At 70.3% G+C, this 17,336-nt stretch carries 16 protein-coding genes; 7 read left to right on the top strand and 9 right to left on the bottom strand.

Annotated features, from left to right (window positions below):
- Window positions 1-33 precede the first annotated feature (33 nt).
- The 4 genes from ACLQ2O_RS31675 to ACLQ2O_RS31660 form a co-directional block, all read right to left on the bottom strand.
- On the bottom strand, window positions 34-1,230 hold the full coding sequence (locus ACLQ2O_RS31675; protein ID WP_425838796.1) for a SpoIID/LytB domain-containing protein: 1,197 nt from the start codon (window positions 1,228-1,230) through the stop codon (window positions 34-36).
- Window positions 1,227-2,861, bottom strand: a complete 1,635-nt coding sequence (locus ACLQ2O_RS31670; protein WP_425838794.1) for an N-acetylmuramoyl-L-alanine amidase — start codon at window positions 2,859-2,861, stop codon at window positions 1,227-1,229. Before ACLQ2O_RS31670 ends, ACLQ2O_RS31675 begins: the two co-directional genes overlap by 4 nt.
- A 117-nt stretch (window positions 2,862-2,978) precedes the next feature.
- Window positions 2,979-3,626, bottom strand: a complete 648-nt coding sequence (locus ACLQ2O_RS31665; protein WP_425838791.1) for a response regulator transcription factor — start codon at window positions 3,624-3,626, stop codon at window positions 2,979-2,981.
- Between the two features lie 4 nt (window positions 3,627-3,630).
- Complete coding sequence (locus ACLQ2O_RS31660; RefSeq protein ID WP_425838788.1) at window positions 3,631-5,049, bottom strand: sensor histidine kinase; 1,419 nt, start codon at window positions 5,047-5,049, stop codon at window positions 3,631-3,633.
- A 154-nt stretch (window positions 5,050-5,203) separates the two neighbouring features.
- On the opposite strand from ACLQ2O_RS31660, the gene ACLQ2O_RS31655 reads away from it, so the two are divergent.
- From ACLQ2O_RS31655 to ACLQ2O_RS31645, 3 genes are all read left to right on the top strand, one after another.
- Window positions 5,204-6,265 (top strand): Clp protease N-terminal domain-containing protein, encoded by a 1,062-nt coding sequence (locus ACLQ2O_RS31655; RefSeq protein WP_425838785.1) that lies wholly within the window; start codon window positions 5,204-5,206, stop codon window positions 6,263-6,265.
- Between the two features lie 32 nt (window positions 6,266-6,297).
- Complete coding sequence (locus ACLQ2O_RS31650; RefSeq protein ID WP_425838782.1) at window positions 6,298-6,780, top strand: winged helix-turn-helix transcriptional regulator; 483 nt, start codon at window positions 6,298-6,300, stop codon at window positions 6,778-6,780.
- A gap of 86 nt (window positions 6,781-6,866) precedes the next feature.
- On the top strand, window positions 6,867-7,709 hold the full coding sequence (locus ACLQ2O_RS31645; protein WP_425838779.1) for a hypothetical protein: 843 nt from the start codon (window positions 6,867-6,869) through the stop codon (window positions 7,707-7,709).
- 56 nt (window positions 7,710-7,765) lie between these two features.
- Here ACLQ2O_RS31645 and ACLQ2O_RS31640 read toward each other — a convergent pair whose 3' ends face one another.
- Both ACLQ2O_RS31640 and ACLQ2O_RS31635 read right to left on the bottom strand, forming a co-directional pair.
- A complete protein-coding gene (locus ACLQ2O_RS31640; protein ID WP_425838776.1) occupies window positions 7,766-8,968 on the bottom strand; it encodes a glycosyltransferase 87 family protein in 1,203 nt (400 codons plus the stop codon).
- A 36-nt stretch (window positions 8,969-9,004) separates the two neighbouring features.
- Window positions 9,005-10,153: a glycosyltransferase 87 family protein gene (locus ACLQ2O_RS31635; RefSeq protein WP_425838773.1), complete on the bottom strand. Its 1,149-nt coding sequence runs from the start codon at window positions 10,151-10,153 to the stop codon at window positions 9,005-9,007.
- Window positions 10,154-10,251: 98 nt separating this feature from the next.
- On the opposite strand from ACLQ2O_RS31635, the gene ACLQ2O_RS31630 reads away from it, so the two are divergent.
- Entirely contained in the window at window positions 10,252-11,487 is a 1,236-nt protein-coding gene (locus ACLQ2O_RS31630) for an aminoglycoside phosphotransferase family protein (protein ID WP_425838770.1), read from the top strand.
- Window positions 11,471-11,887 carry a hypothetical protein gene (locus tag ACLQ2O_RS31625; protein ID WP_425838767.1) on the top strand — a complete coding sequence of 139 codons (417 nt, stop codon included), beginning with the start codon at window positions 11,471-11,473 and terminating at the stop codon, window positions 11,885-11,887. Before ACLQ2O_RS31630 ends, ACLQ2O_RS31625 begins: the two co-directional genes overlap by 17 nt.
- Window positions 11,888-12,011: 124 nt before the next feature.
- Here ACLQ2O_RS31625 and ACLQ2O_RS31620 read toward each other — a convergent pair whose 3' ends face one another.
- The gene (locus ACLQ2O_RS31620; protein ID WP_425838764.1) at window positions 12,012-13,391 is read right to left on the bottom strand and encodes an NAD(P)H-quinone dehydrogenase; all 1,380 of its coding nucleotides are present in this window, start codon (window positions 13,389-13,391) and stop codon (window positions 12,012-12,014) included.
- A 31-nt stretch (window positions 13,392-13,422) separates the two neighbouring features.
- Here ACLQ2O_RS31620 and ACLQ2O_RS31615 point away from each other — a divergent pair, with 31 nt between their 5' ends.
- Both ACLQ2O_RS31615 and ACLQ2O_RS31610 read left to right on the top strand, forming a co-directional pair.
- Complete coding sequence (locus tag ACLQ2O_RS31615; protein WP_184803597.1) at window positions 13,423-13,884, top strand: gamma-glutamylcyclotransferase; 462 nt, start codon at window positions 13,423-13,425, stop codon at window positions 13,882-13,884.
- Between the two features lie 33 nt (window positions 13,885-13,917).
- Window positions 13,918-15,570: a phospho-sugar mutase gene (locus ACLQ2O_RS31610; protein WP_425838761.1), complete on the top strand. Its 1,653-nt coding sequence runs from the start codon at window positions 13,918-13,920 to the stop codon at window positions 15,568-15,570.
- An 87-nt stretch (window positions 15,571-15,657) separates the two neighbouring features.
- On the opposite strand, the gene ACLQ2O_RS31605 is transcribed toward ACLQ2O_RS31610, so the two are convergent.
- Together ACLQ2O_RS31605 and ACLQ2O_RS31600 are read right to left on the bottom strand one after the other, a co-directional pair.
- Window positions 15,658-16,110: a hypothetical protein gene (locus ACLQ2O_RS31605; protein ID WP_425838758.1), complete on the bottom strand. Its 453-nt coding sequence runs from the start codon at window positions 16,108-16,110 to the stop codon at window positions 15,658-15,660.
- 188 nt (window positions 16,111-16,298) lie between these two features.
- Window positions 16,299-17,231 carry a neutral zinc metallopeptidase gene (locus ACLQ2O_RS31600; RefSeq protein ID WP_425838755.1) on the bottom strand — a complete coding sequence of 311 codons (933 nt, stop codon included), beginning with the start codon at window positions 17,229-17,231 and terminating at the stop codon, window positions 16,299-16,301.
- Window positions 17,232-17,336: the final 105 nt, after the last annotated feature.

Here is a 17,336-nt window from a genome sequence, read left to right as displayed (position 1 = left end):
GAGCACAGCGTCAAGAGTTCAATCCCTGGTATATCAACCGCCGAAGACGAACCAGGCGGACTTGAGATTCAGGTTCGCCCGCACCTGATCTCCGGTGAACGCGCGCGTCCCGGCCGCGCCGGTCGCGACCACGCGGGTCACCCGGCCACCGCCCGGCCCGAGCCCGGTCCGCCGGCTGATCGAGACGCCCTTCAGCTTGCCGACCCCGAACGCCTTCTGCAGCTGGGCGCTCGTCCGGGTCGTCGACCAGTTGACGTTCGGGTTCTTGTTGCCCGGGTAGGCGTCCCAGCTGTCCGCCTTGGCGACCTGGTACGCCACCGTGCCGGCCGTCGTCGCGCCACCGTTGGAGGAGGAGAACTCGGCGACGATCGGGGTGTTCCGGTAGAGCCGGACCTGCCCGGCCGTGGCCGCGATCGCGTTGTTGGTCGACGTCTTCTCCGACGAGTAGCCGCCGTACACCTGGCACGAGATCGTGTCGCACAGGTCGTAGGTCCGGCTCGGGAAACGCTTGCGGTAGTACGCCGCATAGGTGCGCGCGGCAACGGACTGCGCCTGCAGCGCGGCCGGTCGCCAGCTGGTGATCGCCTCGCGCGGCACCACGCCGCGCAGGTAGGCCTCCAGCGGCAGGACGTTGACCGTGTCCAGGTGCGCGCCGGCGACGTTGACCGCCCGCAACGCGCCGCGGTACTTCACCTGAGCACCGCTCGGCAGGATCAGCCCGGTCACCGCCGGCCCCTCGAACTGGGCCATGCCGCCGAGCGTCCGCCACAGTGACCAGGTCCGCTTCTTCGCATCGAACGAGCGGACCTGCGTGCCCTGGTCGCCGTGCGGGTCGATCGACCACTGGTTCCGGTTCGATGCCACCGGCAACGTGTAGACCTTGTTCGCCTTGAAGTCCCGCACCTTCAGGCCGCTGACCGAGTTGACCCGTACGCCGTCGGTGCTGTCGGCGGTGACCCGGATCCGGATGCTGCCGGTGGCCTTGCCGACCGCCGTACCGGGGTAGTAGAAGTCGAGGATCTGTTTGACGTTCTTGCCGGCCAGGGCCGCGCCCTGCGCGCCGTACTGGGACATGCCGCGGCCGTGGCCGAAGCCGCGCCCGGTGATCGTCTGCGTCGTCGCCTCGGGCTCGGCCGGTACGGCGCCTTGCTGCGCGACCGCCAGTCCGCTCGGCAACGTCGCCGCGACCAGGGCGACCACGATGCTGTGTCGTCCGATGTGGGTTCTCACGAGATGTAGACCTTCTGGGTGCGAGTGCTCGAGGTGAGCGTGCCGTGCTGGAACCGTTGCTGCTGGCCACCGTTGACCTTGTAGATGCCCGACGTCGGCAGGCCGAGGCGTGAACCCTCCGCGCCGAGCGCGCCGTACGTGCGGGAGATCAGGCCGGCGACCGGGAACATGCCGGTCTTCGGCGACCAGTAGAGCGCGCCGTTGCGGAACGGCTGTTTCCGGCTGCCACCGATCTTGCCGTTGCGCTGCTCACCCGTCGGCATCCCGAGGAACCCGTCCGGGCCGATCTTGCGGAACTGTGCCTTGAACCCGCCGCGGACCGACCACGCGCCGGTGCGCGCCGACCAGTAGATGTCCAGGGCACCGAAGTACGTCGCCCGGCCGGTTCTGGTCGGGTGCTCGCCCCAGAACGGTTGCCCGATCGCCCGGTACCCGCCGTGCTGCTGCGCGCGCCGGTAGATCTCGGTCGACACGCTCTTGCCCATCAGGGCGTTCACCCGTTGCCTGAGCCAACCGAGTTTGGAGTACAGGTTCTTGCCCGGGCACGCGGTCGCCTTGGTGTCGCGGTGGCCGGAGACCGTGCCGAGCTTGCTGCCGTCGAGGATCACCGTGGCCAGCGGGGAGCGGTAGTTCGCGTCCAGCTTCCAGGCGACGATCCGGGCCGTCATCTCCATCATCTTGGCGGTCGGCGCGACCTTGTCGAAGTTGCCGATCAGCGAGACGCCGAAGGAGTTCGCGTTGAAGGAACCGGTGTGCGCGCCGAGCACCGGCAGCTGCATCCCGCCGTACCGGCCCTCCCAGGCGCGGCCGAACTTGTCGACCAGGAAGTTGTAGCCGAGGTCGCACCAGCCGCGGCTCTTCACGTGGTACGTGTACATGCCGCGGATCATCGCCGGGACCTGCGCGCTGGTGTAGTTGTTGGTGTCCGCGGTGTGGTGCACGAACGCGGCCTGCACCGTGCTGGTGAACTTCGGCTTGGCGCAGGCGGCGCCGTTGTGCGACCGCAGCTTCTCGTCCGCACCCCAGCCCGGCCGCCCGACGATCCGCGGCATCGCGTACGGCGCGCGGCTGGCCTCGGGCACGATCGGCTGCTCGGGCGTGGTCGGCGGATCGTTGTCGGCGGCCCGGAACCCCGGCTGGATGAGGACCACCTTCGCGTCCTGCACCGTCGTACCGTCGGTCGTCGTCACCGCCGCCTCGACACCGTCGGCCGTCCCGACCCAGGTCGGCTCGGTCCCGGATCGTCGGGCGTCTGGGCGCTGGTTGCCCTCGGCACCGTCCGGCCCGTGGTCGTCCTCGACCGTCAGCCGCTCCCACGCCGCCCAGGTGCCGTTGCGCCGGACACGGATCTTGGCTTCGACATCGGCCGAACTGGCACGAGCCGGCCAGGTCACCCCGACCATCCCGAACGACTCGGTCCGCGCCGACGCGCTCGAGACCTTCGTCCCCGTTGCCTGCCGCAACGGCAGCTCCCGGTACGACGGCTCGACGTCGTACGCCGACCGCGGCACCGCTCGGGGCACCGCATCGGCCGGCGCGGGGTCGATCCAGGGAACGTGAACCAGGGGAACCAGCACAGCGAGACCCACCACGGCGGTCAGGGTCAGGCGCAAGGATTTCGTGACACGCATCGGAGAGCCTCCGGCAATTCTGTTCGCTGATGAGCAGCTGTGACCGATTATGCGCAAAGAGTGACCACATCCCCGGGATTGACCCCACCCTGCGTGGCGCGTCCGCGCGGGCCGGACTCAGTCGGCGAGCAGGCCGGCTTCGTGGGCGAGGATCGCGGCCTGGACGCGGTTCTCGCAGCCGAGCTTGGCGAGGATCCTGCTGATGTGGGCCTTCACCGTGCCGACCCCGAGGTAGAGCGCGGCGGCGATGTCGGCGTTCGACGCGCCGCTGCCGACCTGCCGCAGCACGTCGCGCTCGGTCGGGGTGAGGGGCGCCAGCCGCGCGGCCGCCGAACCGCGGTCCGCCGAGACCAAGTGGCGTTCGACCAGTCTGCGGACGATCGAGGGCGCCAGGATCGACTCGCCGCGGGCGGCGACCTGGACCGCGTGGATCAGGTCGGCCGGTCCGATGTCCTTCAGCAGGAAGCCGACCGCGCCGGCGGCGAGCGCCTCCGCGACGTACCGGTCCTCGCCGAACGTCGTCAGCACCACGACGTTGACGTCCGGGAACCGGCGGGCGATCTCGGCCGCCGCGGTGAGCCCGTCACCGCCCGGCATCCGCAGGTCCAGCAGCGCGACGTCGACGGATTGTTCCCGGCAGGCACGGACGGCCGCGACCCCGTCGGGGACCTCGGCGACCACCTCGACGTCGGGTGCGTGCTCGAGGATCATCCGGACGCCCGCGCGCAGCAACGCCTCGTCGTCGGCCAGCAGGACCCGGATCACCGGCCTACCTTACGACGAAGGCGATCACCAGAATCACCAGCGCGAGGACGACCGGGACCGCGAGGACCAGCGCCAGGCAGGCCGTCCCGAGCAGCCTGGGCAGGGTGAGAACCTCGGCGTCGTCGATCACCGTGGGCTCGGGACCAGGCGCGCGGAGGTCGGGTTCAGCCAGCGGGCCGACCGGGTGCACGGGCAGGTCGGCCGTCAGCGCGAAGCCACCGGTTCGGGTCGGGCCCGCCGCGATCGAACCGCCCAGCAGACAGATACGTTCGTCCAGCCCGGCCAGCCCGCGACGGGTCCCCGGTACGGCGCGTTGCGACGCGGCGCCCGGGCCGTTGGAGATGGTGATCCGGATCCGCTCATCGATGCGGAGCACGTCGATCACCGCGTGTGCGCCGGGGGCGTGCCGGTGGATGTTCGTCAGGCCTTCGCGGACCGCGCGGTGCACGGCGTACCGGGTGCGCGGGTCGGCCTCCGCGAGATCGGCACCGTTCCAGACCAGCTCGACGTGGACCCCCGCGCGCCGGGACTCCTCCACCAAGGCGGCGAGGTCGGCGCGGGTCCCGGTGTGGGTCCCGAGGCCGTCCGGCAGGTCGCCGGCCGGTCCGGCCGCGACCCGAAGCAGGCCGAGGATCTGCCGCAGCTCGTCGAGCGCGGTGCTCGCCGTGGTCCGCAGCAGCTCCGCCTGGCCGGTCAGCTGGGGCGCGTCCCTGCCCACGGCGAGTTCGAGCGCGCCCGCGTGCAGGGAGATCAGGCTCAGCCGGTGACCGAGCAGGTCGTGCATCTCACCCGCGATGCGGGTCCGCTCGACGGCCCGGGCCTGGGCTCCGACCAGCGTGCGCGAGCGTTCGAGGTACTCGTTGCGGTCGCGGAGCAGACGGGTTTCGGGGCGCCGGTACCCGAGCAGGACGCCGGCCAGGGCCGGCACGCCGATCAGGAGGGCCGACACCACCGCGCCGAAGGCGAGCAGACCTGGGGTCGGGTCCTCTCCCTCCGACCAGAGGCTGGCGGCAAGGGTGACGGCCACCGTCACCGCGACGACGAGCCACAGCCGCCACAGCGGACGGGCTCGGCGGCCGGCGGTGAAGGCGATGATCGACGCGCTCAGCACGGGTGAGAGGGCTGGGAGAAGGCACAACAGTGCTGTGCCGAGCAACGCCGCCAAGGGTCGGCGGGATCGCAGCAGCAACAAGATGCTGCTGGCGAGGACAGCGACGACGGTCCGGACCGGATCGGGGCCGCCGAGCGCGACCGGAACCAGTCCTGCCGCGGCGACGAGCGCCACCAGCAAGCACTCGCGCACCACGACAGCACGGGGGACGTCGCTGAGCTCGGCGCGAGTACGAGGGACAGCGCGCCGGAGCTCGGGGACCGCGGTGCGGAGTCCGGTCCGGAGTCCGGAGAGTTTGGGGGCCGTCGGCATCAAGTTCTCCATCGTCGGTCGGCTGGCCTGGACGATTCTTCGGGGCCCTCGCTGCGGACGCCAGGGCCGATCGGCTCGACCTGCTGTCCGATCGGCCATGATACGAGCCGATCGGCAGGCGCGACGGAGGCGGCGAGCTGACTAGCTTCGGGGCATGGAGATCGATCACACGACCGAGGCAGTCCGCATGTTGTCCCGAGCACTGGCCCGCGCGGCCCGGCTCGGCCACCCCGCGACCGGCACCGAACACCTGCTGTTCGCCCTCCTCGACGCCGAAACCCCGACCGCCAAGGCCCTGGCGCCGCGCCTGAACGACGCCGGCGCTTTGATGGGCACGCTCGCTGCCCAGGAGCCAACAGACTGGATCAGCACCGACACGGTCGAAGCAGCCGTACCCGGCACCACCCGGCCCGACGCCGCGCAGGACCGGTCGACCGACGCCGTACTGCGAGAAGCGGACCGGCTTCGGAAGAAGCGGGAGGTCGCAGCACCCCCTGCGACGCCTGCGCTGCGGGCTTGCCTGCGTGGCGCAACGGTCCACGCCGACGGCCCCGTCGTCACCTCGTCCCACCTCCTGGCCTCCTTGCTCGACCTGCCCGGCTGCCGTGCGGTCGAGGCCCTCCGGCTCCGGCGGGTCGACCGCACCACGGTGGCCACCGCGCTCGACCTCTCGGCCGGCACCTCGCCCGAAGCCGCGGCCCAGGACGTACTGCAGAGAACCGGCGCCTTCCCCAGTGGCTTCACCGGGTGGCTGGTGCAGTGGATGAGAGGCCGCGAGTCGTCGATGCTGTTCGGAGCGGCACGGGAGGCAAAGCGTCAAGCCGTACGCCGAGGACGCGCCGAGGTGGATTCCGCCGACCTCCTGCTCGGAGTCCTGTCGCTCGACCGGCTGATGCTCCAGGCCGCCCGCGGCGAAGCAACCTCGTCCGACACCGGCGCCGCGGTCCTCGCCGCCCGGGGAATCGACCTCGGCTCGCTACTGCCCGCCGCGACCGTGAACCCGCCGCAGCCCCTCGAACAGTCGCTCCCCGTGCACGGTTCGGCCCGGCGGGTCCGCGCCCGTGCCCACCTGATCGCCGCCGACGAGAACGCACGAGAGATCGGCACCGCGCACCTGGTCGCCGCGCTTCTGGAGGAGCACGACGGCCCGGTCGGCGACCTGCTGACGGCCGCCGGCGTCCACCGGCCCGGCTCCCCCATCAGGCCACCCCACTAAACTGGCTTCGGAAATCGAAGTGAGGGGTGCTGATGCGGAACCAGTTCCGGCTCGAGGACCTGGCGTGCCCGTTGTCGACGACCGCGCGGCACGTCGGGGAGTGGTGGACGCTGCTGATCCTGCACGACGCCTTCGACGGGTTCACCCGGTTCGACGAGTTCCAGCGGAACCTGAAGATCTCCTCCAGCATGCTGACCACGCGGCTGAAGACGCTCGTGGACGACGGCCTGCTGGAGCGGCGGCAGTACCAGGAGCGCCCGGCCCGGTACGAGTACGTGCTGACCGAGCTGGGCCGGTCGTTGCGGCCGGTGATCGTCACGCTGGCCGCCTGGGGCAACGAGCGGCTCGCGCCGGCCGAACGGACGATGATCCTGATCGACTCCGAGACCGGCGCGGAGGTCGAGCCGGTGCTGGTCGATCGCGTCACCGGGCAGCCGGTGGACGGGCCACGCTACGTGTTCACCGCCGGTCCGGCCGCGAGTCGCGCGATGCGGGAGCGGTACGACGACCGGTGAACGCCTGTTCACGCACGTGACATTGGACCGCTTCGGTAGGCTCGACCCACTGCACCTTTCAGAGGGCACGTCGAGGAAGGCACGTCATGGAACTGATTCTGCTGATCGCGGTGGTCGTGATCGCAGTACTGGCATACCGCTCCTACCGCCGGACCCAGCTGCAGACCAAGCAGCGGGACGAGGTCACGTCGGCGGAGCTGGAGTCGGTCAAGCGCACCGCGGACGAGGACATCACCAAGTTCGGCGAGGAGTTGCAGGACCTCGACCTGGACATGGTCGGCAAGGACCTCGGCGACGGCGCCCGGCAGGACTACCAGAGTGCGCTGGACTCCTACGAGTCGGCCAAGTCGGCGGTCGCGGAGGTCACCGCGGCCGACCAGATCAAGCACGTGATCGAGATCCTCGAGGACGGCCGGTACGCGATGGCGTGCGTGCGCGCCCGGGTCAACAACGAGCCGCTGCCGCAGCGCCGCCCGTCCTGCTTCTTCAACCCGCAGCACGGCCCCTCGGTCGAGGACGTCACTTGGTCCCCGGCCGGTGGCGCGCCGCGTGAGGTCCCGGCCTGCGCCGCGGACGCCGAGCGCGTTCGCGCCGGCGCCGACCCGGACATCCGCAAGGTGATGGTCGGCCCGCAGCGCGTCCCGTACTGGCAGGCCGGACCGGCGTACGCGCCGTACGCGCAGGGCATGTTCGGTGCGCTGGGCGGTGTGATGACCGGTATGTTCATCGGCACCATGCTGGGCGGCATGTTCGCCGGCGGTGGCTACGGCGACATGGCCGGCGGTGGCTTCGACGGCGGTGACGGCGGCGGCGATGGTGGCGGCGACGGTGGCGATGGTGGCGACGGCGGTGGCTTCGACTTCAGCGACGACCCGGGCGGCGGCGACGGCGGCGGAGACTTCGGCGACTTCGGTGGCTTCGACTTCTGAGTCCCAGCAGTCCTGAACCACAGCCCCCGGGAGCACTGCTCCCGGGGGCTGTGGTCTCAGCGGGGCACTTGCTCCCGGACAGTTGTTGCTGAAGGCACGCTCTTCGCCCGGCCGCCGGCGGCCAGCAGGATGCCCGCCGTGAGGGCGAGCCACAGGTAGGCGTTGCCGGCGACCTGCTCGATCATGTTCCAGTCGAGCTCGCGGTTGCCGCGGCGTGGGACCCACCAGATCGGCGCGAGCATCAGCAGGCCGAACCAGGTCGCGGCCGTGTGCACGGGGAACCGGCGCCCGACGCGGGTGCCGGTCAGCAGCGCGACGCCGAGCGGAACCATCCAGACCCAGTGGTGGCTCCACGACACCGGCGAGCAGAGCAGGCTGATCATGCCGGCGATCGCGGTCGCGCCGAGCCGTTCGCCGCGCAGCCACAGGGTGCGGGTCAGCCAGAGCCCGGCGACGACGGTCAGCAGGACGACGACCTTCCAGGCCAGGCCGCCGCCTTCCAGGTCACCGGTGACGCGGATCAGGAACCCGTTCCAGGACTGGTTGCCCGAGTACGCCAGACCGCCGATCCGGCCGGTGTCGGACAGCAGCTTGGTCCAGTACTCCCAGGCGGCCGACGGCGCGATCAGGAACCCGGCCAGCACGGTCACGGCGAACGCGGCCGACGCGTGCGCGAGCGCGCGCCACTGCCGGGTGACGACCAGCATCCCGAAGAACACCAGCGGCGTGAGCTTGATACCCGCCGCGATACCGAGCCAGATGCCGCGACGCGGTCGACGGACCTCCAGTACGTCGTACAGGATCAAGGCGCACAGGATCAGGTTGATCTGTCCGTACGACAGCGTCTCGCGAACCGGTTCGATCAGCAGCGACGCGGCGCTGACGGCGATCAGTCCGGCCGGGCCCCAGGAACCGGCCAGCGGGAGGCGGCGCAGGCAGAGCCGCCAGATCACCGCGAGCGCGAGCAGCGAGACCGCGATCGAGACGCCGTACGCGACCGGCCAGGGCATCACCGCGACCGGGACCATCACCATCGCCCCGAACAGCGGGTAGGTGAACGGCATCGAGATGTCGCGCATCCGGGCCGCGTACAGCGACGACGGGTCGTCGAGCACCATCGAACCACCCAGCCGGTAGACCTTCAGGTCCGCGCCGGTGTGGTCCCAGACGAACGGCAAAAGGATGCCGACGGCAACACAAACTGCCACGGTCAGCCACCAGCGGCGCTTGACCGGGTCCCCCAGGATCCCCGTAGTCACCCGACGAGAGTGACAGGGCCGAAGGGTCAGACCGGGCTAGACCGGCTGGCAGCTTGATGTCACGGCGTGTCGGGAACTCTTCACCGAATAGTTGACGAGGGCAACCACAGCCAGAGTCGCGGCGATCAGATAGGCGTTACCGGCCAGTTGCTCCGGGAACGTCCACTCCAGCTCGCGATTGTCGTGGTTCGGCGGCCACCAGATCGGCGCGACCGCGAAGACGGCGTACCAGAGGATGCCTACGGCAACCTTCGCCCGGCCGCTCAATCGTTGCAGGAGGGCGACTCCGAGCGGGATGCACCAGACCCAGTGGTGGCTCCAGGAGACCGGCGAGCAGAGCAGACCGACCAGGCCGCAGATGGAGACGGCCGCGAGACGGTCACCCTGGTCCCAGAGGACACGGCAGAAGTAGAGGCCTGCCAGCGCGGTCAGGCCGACGAGGGCGAGCCAGACGAGACCGCCGCCGTCCAGATCGCCGTGGACGCGGACCAGAAAACCGTTCCAGGACTGGTTGCTGGAGAAGGCAAGTCCGCCGACCCGGGTGGCGTCGGAGACAAGTGAGGTCCAGTACTCCGTTGCCGCGCGCGGCGTGACGGCGAAGCCGATCAGCACGGTCGCGGCGAAGCCGGCGGTCGCGTGGGCCAGGGCTTTCCACTGGCGCGTGACGACGAGCAGACCGAAGAACACCAGCGGCGTCAGCTTGATGCCTGCGGCAACACCGATCCAGACGCCACGGAGGGCGTGCTTGCGGTTCAGTACGTCGTACAGGATGAGGGCGCAGAGCAACAGGTTGATCTGCCCGAAACCGAGCGTCTCCCGGACGGGCTCCAGCAAGAGCGACCCGGCCACCAACCCGATCAGCAGAGCCGTCGGTGCTTGAACGCACAACCGCCAGACCGCAACCAGCGCGACGAGCGTGATCCCGGTCCACACCACGACGGCCAAGGGCCAGGGCATCACCGCGAACGGCACCATCACCACCGCCGCGAACGGCGGGTACGTGAACGGCAAGGGCGTCCCGGCGAGACGTACGTCGTACAAGGTGGAAGCGTTCTCCAGCAGCGTCTCGCCGCCAAGCCGGTAGACCTTCAGATCGACCATCGCGTGCCGCCAGAGCAACGGCAGAGCGACGCACGCGACAACCACGACGATCGTTGCCGCCAGCCACCGCCAGTTCCCCCGCACGCCCGGCACGATACGCGAGCACCGGCCGACCGTCCGGATGAGAGTCCTCTCAGAAATGGTTCATGAGGGGCTCATGGTGGACCGGCAGGGTTCTGGGTATGGCAGATCACGAGGCGTTGGGGCTTCTGACCGGCGACGCGGCGGGAGAGGTTCTCGGTGCGGCGGTCGAGGCGGCGGGTGGGCAGTTGCTTGCCTGGCGGTCGACCGAGGTCGCCCACGGCACCAGGACCGCGACGGTTGCCTACCGGACCTCGATCGCGTGGACCGACGGGGTTGCCGAGGAGGTCCTTGGCGCGACGACGGGCGGGCGGCTTCCTGACGGCGTGACCGTCGTCGGCAGTGACGACACCCAGGTGGGTGTCTGGCGGGCCGCGCAGGATCCGGTGCTGAAAGGGCTGCGGGTCGCGCTGGACCCGGTGGGTGTGGCGCGGATCTTCTCGCGGTGTGGGCTCGGGGACCAGCCCGTCTCGGTGAAGCTGCGGGCTTACCGGCCCCTGCGGCGGGCGGTCGTCGAGGCGGTCGGTCCGCTGGGTCGGCTGTTCCTGAAGGTGGTGCCGACTGACCAGGGGCAGGCGCTGCACGAGCGGCACCGGCTGCTCACGGGCGCCGGCGTACCGGCTCCCCGGAGTCTCGGGTGGACCGACGACGGGCTCGTCGTACTGGAGGCACTCGGCGGGCGGACGCTACGGTCGGCGTTGCGGTCCGGGTCCGTCGGGACCGATCCGCTCGAGCTCACGCGGATGCTCGATCGGTTGCCGGCCGAGTTGCTGGAGGCTCCGCGGCGGACGTCGTGGCTCGACCGTACGGCGTACTACGCGCGGTCGGTCGGCGACGTCGTACCGGACCTCGCCGGCTGGTCGACCGGGCTCGCGTCGGCGATTGTTGCCGAAGGCATCATTGGGCCGACCGTGCCGGTGCACGGCGACTTCTACGAGGCGCAGGTGCACGTCGACCGGACCGGCGCGATCGTCGGACTGCTCGACGTCGACACCGCCGGCCCGGGTGACCGACTCGACGATCTCGCCTGCCTGGTCGGGCATCTGAGCGTGCTCACGCAAGTCTTGCCTCCGCATTCGGACGCTATCGACGGGCTGGCCGAGCACTGCCTGTCCACCTTCGACCGGCAGGTCGATCCCGCTCAGCTGCGGCTGCGGATCGCGTCGGTCGTCCTCTCACTCGCCACCGGCCCGCACCGCGTGCAGGACGCCGGCTGGCAGCAAGCCACTCGGGAGCGGGTCGCACTGGCCGAGCGCTGGTACGACGCCGCCCACCGAGTTCACCGGAGCACCACGCTCCTCCTCGAAGAAAGGAACCACCATGTCAGCAACGCGTAAGTGGGCCGTAGTCGGAACCGTCGTCGCCATCTCGGGCATCGGCATCGGCACCGCGGCGTACGCCGCCCCCGCCGATCTGAACGACCCCGGCAAGACCCAGCCCACCGTCTCCACCCAGAACCACGACACCCTCCAGCCGGCCGCGACGTCGGCTTCGACCCAGTCGGCCGACACCCCTGGCGAGACCGCCAGCACCAACACCCCGGGCGACACGGCCTCCGCCAACACTCCTGGCAACGCCACGTCCGCCAACACCCCCGGCGACACCGCGTCGGCCAACTCCCCGCGCGACACCAACACGGCGAACAGCCCGAACAACACCAACTCCGCCAACACCCCGGGCACGGCCAACTCGGCGAACACCCCCGGCGACACCAACTCGGCCAACTCCCCGAGCTGATTTCCCCGTCTTTGAGCACGGGCCAGCCATCAGAACAGCACGAAACTGGCTGGCCCGTGCTCAAAGTCGCGTTCGGACGGGCGGGCGGGCCGGCTCGGCTCCGAATTGCCGGAGTACGGGGACGTCAGGAGCGCAGGTGCAACCTTCGCGCGGCCTCGGCGATCGAGCCCGTCACCGACGGGTAGACCGTGAACGCCTGCGCGACCTGGTCGACCGTCAACCGCCCGGCGACCGCCAGCGAGATCGGGTGGATCAGCTCCGACGCCCGCGGGGCGACGACCACGCCACCGACCACGATGCCGGTGTTGGGCAGGCAGAAGAGCTTCACGAAACCGTCGCGCACGCCCTGCATCTTGGCGCGCGCGTTGTCGGCCAGCGGGACCTTCGCGACCATCGCCGTACTGCCGCCCGCGTCCAGCGTCGCCTGGGTCAGGCCGACCGTCGCGATCTCCGGCGCGGTGAAGACGTTCGACGAGACCGTCGACTGGTCCAGCGGCGCGACCGCGTCGCCGAGCGCGTGCGACATCGCGATCCGGCCCTGCATCGCGGCCACCGACGCGAGCATCAGGACGCCGGTGCAGTCGCCCGCGGCGTACACCCCGCGGCTCGACGTCCGCGACACCCGATCGACGCTGACGAAGCCACCGTCGTCGAGCGACACGCCCGACTCGACAAGCCCCATGTTTTCCGTGTTCGGCAGCGAACCGACCGCGAGCAGCGCGTGCGAACCGTGCACGGTCCGGCCGTCGGTGAGCGTCACCACGACCCCGTCGCCCTGCCGCTTCACCGACTCCGCGCGGGACCGCCCCAGCACGGTCAGCCCGCGCCGGCGGAAAACGTCTTCCAGTACGGCGGCCGCGTCGGCGTCCTCGCCCGGCAGGACCCGGTCGCGCGACGACACCAGGACGACCTCGCTGCCCAGCGCGTCGTACGCGCTGGCGAACTCGGCGCCGGTCACACCGGACCCGACGACGATCAGCTTCTCGGGCAGCTCCTGCAGCTCGTAGACCTGCTCCCAGGTCAGGATCCGCTCGCCGTCCGGCTCCGAGCCGGGCAGGATGCGCGGCCTGGCACCGGTGGCGATCAGCACGACGTCCGCCTGCAGGCGCTCGTCACCGACCACGACGGTCTCGGGGCCGTCCAGGCTGCCGCGGCCGTGGATCAGCCGGATCTTCTCGTCGGCGAGTCGCCGGGCGATCCCGTCGGACTGGGCGGCCGCGAGCGCCTTGACGCGGCTGTTGACCACGGTGAACTCGACGCTGACCGAGTTCGCCGGGTCGTCGTCGCCGTCGTCGACCCGCAGGCCCAGCTCGCCGGCCTCCTCCACCTCGGTCATCACCTCCGCGGTGGCGATCAGAGTCTTGCTGGGGACGCAGTCGGTGAGCACGGCCGACCCGCCGATCCCGTCGGAATCGACAACCGTCACCTCCGCTCCCAGCTGGGCGGCCGCACTCGCCGCTTCGTACCCGCCAGGACCGCCACCGATGATCACAACTCGCGCCACGAGAGGCCATTGTTCCGTATCCTGTGATCTCGTGACCCTGTACGCCGCGTTTGCGTCGAATCTGGACCCGAATCTGATGTCCGACCGGTGCCCGTACTCGCCTCTGCGCGGGACCGGGTGGATCGTCGGCTGGCGCCTCACCTTCGGTGGCGAGGAGCTCGGCTGGGAGGGCTCGATGGCCACGGTCGTCGAGGACCCCGCCGACCCGACCAACCAGGTCTTCGTCGCCCTGTACGACGTGCACCCCAAGGACGTCGAGCGCCTCGACGAGTGGGAGTGGATCGACCAGGGCGTCTACCGGAAGATCCAGGTCCGGGTGCAGACCCTCGACGGCACCCAGCTGGCCTGGATGTACGTCCTGAACGCCTACGAGGGCGGCCTGCCGTCGGCGCGCTACCTGGGCATCCTGGCGGAGGCGGCGGAGGCAGCAGGCGCCCCGGACGACTACGTGGCCGACATCCGCGCCCGTCCTTGCCAGTCCTCAGGTCACTGATCTGTTGCTCGGCGTACCGGGCGGTATCGTGCGGTGGTGACCGTCAACGATGCCGTTCTGATTCGTACTGCTGCCGAGGCGTGGCTGGCTGAGGACCCCGACGGGGACACCCGGGCCGAGCTGCAGGGGCTGCTGGATGCCGGGGCCGACGCCGAGCTGGCCGACCGGTTCGGCGGGAAGCTCGAGTTCGGTACGGCGGGACTGCGCGGTGCCGTGGGCGCCGGGCCGAACCGGATGAACCGGGTCGTGGTGATCCGCGCCGCCGCCGGCCTGGCGGCGTACCTGAAGGCCAACGGGCTCACCGACGGTCCCGTCCTGATCGGGTACGACGCGCGCCACAAGTCCGACGTGTTCGCGCAGGACACCGCCGCGGTGATCCGCGGCGCCGGGCTCGACGCCGTACTGCTGGACCGCCCGGCGCCGACGCCGGTGGTCGCGTTCGGGATCCCGCACCTGAAGGCCGTCGCGGGCGTCGTGGTGACCGCGTCGCACAACCCGCCGCAGGACAACGGGTACAAGGTGTACCTCGGCGACGGCTCGCAGATCGTCCCGCCGGCCGACCACGAGATCGCCGCCGCCATCGACGCGGTCGGCGCGCTGGCCGAGGTCCCGCGTGGCGACGACTGGCAGACCGCCGGCGACGACCTGCTCGACGCCTACCTGGAGCGGATCGCCACGCTCGTCCCCGCCGACGCGCCGCGCGACCTCAAGGTCGCCTACACCCCGCTGCACGGCGTCGGCCGGCTGCTCGTCGAGGACGCCGTACGGCGTACCGGCTTCTCCGCTCCGGCGGTGGTCGCGGCGCAGGCCGACCCGGACCCGGACTTCCCGACCGTCGCGTTCCCGAACCCGGAGGAGCCCGGCGCGATCGACGCGGCGCTGGACCTGGCGCGCGCCGAGGACGCCGACCTCGCGGTCGCGAACGATCCCGACGCGGACCGGTGCGCGGTCGCCGTACCGGATCCTGCGGCTGAGGGTGGCTGGCGGATGCTGCGCGGCGACGAGCTCGGGGCGTTGCTCGGGGAGTTCCTGCTGTCGTCGCGGCCCGACGGGGTGGCGGCGTGCTCGATCGTGTCGTCGTCGCTGCTGGGCAAGATCGCCGCGGCGTACGGCGTGCGGTACACGGACACACTGACCGGCTTCAAGTGGATCGGTCGGGTGCCGGAGCTGGTCTTCGGGTACGAGGAGGCGCTGGGCTACTGCGTCGATCCCGCGGCGGTGAAGGACAAGGACGGGATCTCGACGCTCGTCCGCGTGCTCGAGCTCGGCGCCCGGGCGAAGGCCGAGGGGCGCACGTTGCTCGACCTGCTGGACGACCTGGCGAAGAAGTACGGGCTGCACGCGACCGACCAGCTGTCCGCACGCGTCGAGGACCTCAGCCTGATCGCCGCCGCGATGGACCGCCTGCGCGCGACCCCGCCGACGACTCTCGGCGGCCACACCGTCGACCGCGTCGACGACCTGAACGAAGGCAGCGAGCACCTGCCCCCGACGGACGGCCTGCGCTACACGCTGTCCGAGGGCGCCCGAGTCGTCGTCCGCCCGTCCGGCACGGAGCCGAAACTCAAGTGCTACTTGGAGGTCGTCATCCCCGTCGAGGGCAATGACGTACCGGCAGCTCGCACCCAAGCAGCAACCGAACTCAAAGCCATCAAGCACGACCTGGCCACAGCCGCTGGAATTTGAAAAGTTGAAGGGCCCCTCAATGAGGGGCCCTTCAATTTTTGTACAGGTCAGGGAGTACCTGGCGGGAAACTCCCTGCGGTGGTTGGCCTAGCGGACCGCGGCGGCCTCTTGCTCGGCCCGCTCGGAACGCAGCGAGCTCTGCAGGGACGAGTGGAGGATGCGCAGCGTGCTGGTCGACTGCATCAGCGCGTCACGCTCGTCGGGGTTGCGGTTGGCCAGGGCGGTGATGTCGTTGATGCTCGCCTCGATCCGGCCGATGCGGTCGGCGACGGTCCCTTCCTGGCTGCTGGCCCGGCGGATCGCCTCGGACGTCACCGTCCAGACGTCCTCCTTGTCGTTGGTGCGGCGCGACAGGTCGACCATCTGGCTGAGCGCGGCGAGATCGCTGTCGATCTGGCCCCGCTCGACCGGCGCCGTGATGCCCGCGGTCGACTGACGGAGCCGGGTGACATGCCCGGACAGCTCCGACCAGCTGCACTTGCCGCTCTTGATCTTGTCCAGCACCTTGGTGTACTCGGTGTTGAACTCGTCGTAGTTCACTGTCCTTGACTCCTGCCGTTCGACGTTCGACCCAGACTCTAAGGCGCGCGGACCCGAAACACGGTAAGCACACGATCGCAGATCGTGCACGTGTCGGCAAAACGCGAAGGCGCCCGGAGAGCCAACGCTCTCCGGGCGCCTTCGTTACGGCTCAGGCCGAAGCCTTCACCGAACCGATCAACCGCGGATCAGGCGATCCGGGTGGCGGCGGCCGACCAGGTCTGGCAGCTGCCGGGGTGGGTGTTCTTCCCGTTGCCGGTGAAGCCGGCCAGCGACCAGAAGTTGTGGTTGGTCCACGAGCCGTGGTCCCGCGGGTAGCCCGGCATGTCACCGGAGTGCGAGACGACGTACTTCCACTCGGTGAGCAGACCGCCGCTCATCGGGTAGTACGCCTTGTTGGCGCCGATGTAGGCCGAGCCGAGGCAGGCGGCCTGCAGCTCACGGCGACGGCTCTCGGCCAGCGACGCGTCGTACGTCATGTTGCTGCCGCGCCAGTGCGACGCGGTCAGGATGCCGGTCATGCTCTGCACGTGGTGGCCGTACTCGTGCGCGATCGTGTTGGTCGCGTAGGCGACGGTGTACGTCGGGTTCTGCGCGTACCAGGTGACCAGCTGACGCCACGGGATGTAGATGGTGCCGGCGCCGGCGGAGCAGTAGAACGACGTCCACCCGGTGACCGAACCGCACTGGCTCTTGACCGTGTTGTAGCCGTGCACGACCAGGTTCGGCTTGACGTCCCAGCGGGCGCCCATCCGCCACAGGTTCGGCTTCCACGAGGCGTACAGGCATCGGACCAGCTCGGTCTCGAAGTACCGGACCCGCGCCTCGGTGTTCAGCGCGACGTTCGGCCGCTTGCACTTCGACGCGGCGATGTTGCCGGTGCCGTAGAGCTTGTTGTTCTTCACGGCCTTCAGCGCGCTGGCCGCGTTCCAGCCGGCGTCGCGACCGGAGTCGGCGACCATGGCCGGGGTGTCGACGACGGCCGGAGCCGGTCGGTCGGCCTGCGCGTCAGCCGGCGAGGACTGCGCCGCCTGCGCGTTCGGCATCGCGAGGACCGCGCAGCTGGCCAGGGCGACAGCGCCGGCCAGGACACGCAGCTTCTTGCTGGAGAGATAGTTCATGCGCTCCACTCTCGAGTACTGGGGGGACATACCGGAGCCATCCTGGATCACCCAGAGGTTCACCCCGGCCCGAACACGGGTTCCGACGCAGCATCCGGGAGTGAA

It is taken from the genome of Kribbella sp. DT2 (assembly GCF_049844575.1).
In the GTDB taxonomy this organism is placed as follows: Bacteria; Actinomycetota; Actinomycetes; order Propionibacteriales; family Kribbellaceae; genus Kribbella.
This window is presented reverse-complemented; position numbering and strand designations above follow the sequence as displayed.

Excerpts from the sequence above, each read along its gene's own strand:
- ACLQ2O_RS31670 (WP_425838794.1), bottom strand. The coding sequence starts at position 2,861 with ATGCGTGTCACGAAATCCTTGCGCCTGACCCTGACCGCCGTGGTGGGT.
- ACLQ2O_RS31660 (WP_425838788.1), bottom strand. The coding sequence starts at position 5,049 with ATGCCGACGGCCCCCAAACTCTCCGGACTCCGGACCGGACTCCGCACC.
- ACLQ2O_RS31655 (WP_425838785.1), top strand. The coding sequence starts at position 5,204 with ATGGAGATCGATCACACGACCGAGGCAGTCCGCATGTTGTCCCGAGCA.
- ACLQ2O_RS31650 (WP_425838782.1), top strand. The coding sequence starts at position 6,298 with ATGCGGAACCAGTTCCGGCTCGAGGACCTGGCGTGCCCGTTGTCGACG.
- ACLQ2O_RS31645 (WP_425838779.1), top strand. The coding sequence starts at position 6,867 with ATGGAACTGATTCTGCTGATCGCGGTGGTCGTGATCGCAGTACTGGCA.
- ACLQ2O_RS31630 (WP_425838770.1), top strand. The coding sequence starts at position 10,252 with ATGGCAGATCACGAGGCGTTGGGGCTTCTGACCGGCGACGCGGCGGGA.
- ACLQ2O_RS31625 (WP_425838767.1), top strand. The coding sequence starts at position 11,471 with ATGTCAGCAACGCGTAAGTGGGCCGTAGTCGGAACCGTCGTCGCCATC.
- ACLQ2O_RS31600 (WP_425838755.1), bottom strand. The coding sequence starts at position 17,231 with ATGAACTATCTCTCCAGCAAGAAGCTGCGTGTCCTGGCCGGCGCTGTC.